2 protein-coding genes are annotated in these 1,951 nt (G+C 75.8%); both read left to right on the forward strand.

What is annotated here, in order from left to right; translation table 11 throughout:
- Positions 1-34 precede the first annotated feature (34 nt).
- Complete coding sequence (locus AB0I76_RS28830) at positions 35-1,069, forward strand: DUF993 family protein (RefSeq protein WP_357041976.1); 1,035 nt, start codon at positions 35-37, stop codon at positions 1,067-1,069.
- Positions 1,066-1,878, forward strand: coding sequence for a sugar phosphate isomerase/epimerase (locus tag AB0I76_RS28835; protein WP_357041979.1), 813 nt, complete (start codon positions 1,066-1,068; stop codon positions 1,876-1,878). The genes AB0I76_RS28830 and AB0I76_RS28835 overlap by 4 nt, the downstream gene beginning before the upstream one ends.
- The last annotated feature ends 73 nt before the right edge of the window (positions 1,879-1,951 follow it).

The raw sequence follows: 1,951 nt of genomic DNA on the forward strand, positions 1-1,951 counted from the left end.
CCCAGTCGCAGGCGGAGTTCATCGGCGAGCAGGCGTGGACCGTCTACGGCGACGTGATCGTCGGGGCGTCCCGGCCGTGCTCGACTGGGAGCGCACCCTGGCCTTCCGGCGGCACCTCTGGTCGTACGGCCTGGGGGTCGCCGAGGCGATGGACACCGCGCAGCGTGGCATGGGTCTGGACCACCCGACCACCCGGGAGCTGATCCGGCGCAGCGCCGCCGAGGCGCGCGCGGTGGGCGCGCGGATCGTGGCCGGTGTCGCCACCGACCAGCTTCCGGCAGGTCCGGCCACCCTGGCCGACGTGACCCGGGCCTACCGCGAGCAGCTCGACGAGGTGCAGGAGGCCGGCGCCCGCCCGGTGCTGATGTGCAGCCGGGACCTCGCCGCCGCGGCCCAGGGCCCCGAGGACTACCTGCGGGTGTACGACGAGCTGCTCACCGCCGCCGACGGGCCGGTCGTGCTGCACTGGCTCGGGTCGATGTTCGACCCGGCGCTGGCCGGCTACTGGGGCGCGAGCGACCTCGACCTGGCCGCCGACACGGTCGTCGAGCTGGTCAAGGCGCACGAGTCGCGGGTGGACGGCATCAAGGTGTCGCTGCTCGACGCCGCCCGGGAGGTCGCGCTGCGTCGCCGGCTCCCCGCGGGCGTACGCCTCTACACCGGCGACGACTTCCACTACCCGGAGCTGATCCGGGGCGACGAGGTCGGCCACTCCGACGCCCTGCTCGGGGTGTTCGCGGCGATCGCGCCGGCCGCCGCCGCCGCGCTGGCCGCGCTGGACCGCGACGACCTGGCGGCGTACGACGCGATCTTCGCGCCCACCGTGCCGCTGGCCCGGCACCTGTTCGCGACGCCCACCTGGTTCTACAAGACGGGCATCGTCTTCCTGGCCTGGCTGGCCGGTCACCAGGACCACTTCACCATGGTCGGGGGCCTCCAGTCCGGTCGCTCGCCGGCGCACCTGGCGACCCTGCTCACCCTCGCCGACGCCGCCGGCCTGCTGCCGGACGCCGAGCGGGCCGCCGCCCGCGCGCGGGCGTTCTTCGCCACGGCGGGGGTGGACCAGTGAGTGAGCCGGGTCTGGGGCGGTTCTCCTTCAACCAGGCCACGGCGAAGCACTGGCCGCTGGAGGACGTGGTCGCCGGGTGCGTCGACGCCGGGGTGCCCGGGATCGGCCTGTGGCGGGAGCCGGTGGCCGAGTACGGGTTGGGCCGCGCCGCGAAGCTGGTGCGCGACGCCGGGCTGGCCGTGACCTCGCTGTGCCGGGGCGGGTTCTTCACCGCCGACGGCTGGCGGGACGAGAACCTGCGGGCGATCGAGGAGGCCGCCACACTCGGTGCGGGCGTGCTGGTGCTGGTCTCCGGCGGCCTGCCACCGGGCAGCCGGGACGTCGACGGCGCCCGGAAGCGGGTCGCCGACGCGATCACCGAGCTGGCCCCGCACGCCGCGGCGGCCGGGGTGACCCTGGCCATCGAGCCGCTGCACCCGATGTTCTGCGCCGACCGGTGCGTCGTCGCCACGCTGGGCCAGGCGCTCGACATCGCCGAGGCGTTCGACCCGGGTGTGGTGGGTGTCGTCGTCGACGCGTACCACGTGTGGTGGGACGACACCGTGTACGCGCAGATCGCCCGCGCGGGGGCGCGGATCGCCGCGTTCCAGGTGTGCGACTGGGTGACCCCGCTGCCCGAGGGCGTGCTGCTGGGCCGTGCGCTGCCCGGCGACGGCTGCATCGAGCTGCGCCGCCTGCGTGCGGCCGTCGACGCGGCCGGCTACACCGGACCGGTCGAGGTGGAGGTCTTCTCCGCCGAGGTGTGGGCACGGCCCGGACGCGAGGTCCTCGACGCCTCCGTCGCGGGCTACCTGCGCCACGTTGCCTGAGCCGCCCTCCGGCGCCGCTCCGGCCGGGCTCGCCCCGACGGCCGGTCCGGGGCGGCGGTGGCCGGCGGCGGTC

The organism is Micromonospora sp. NPDC049799, from assembly GCF_040656655.1.
GTDB lineage: Bacteria > Actinomycetota > Actinomycetes > Mycobacteriales > Micromonosporaceae > Micromonospora.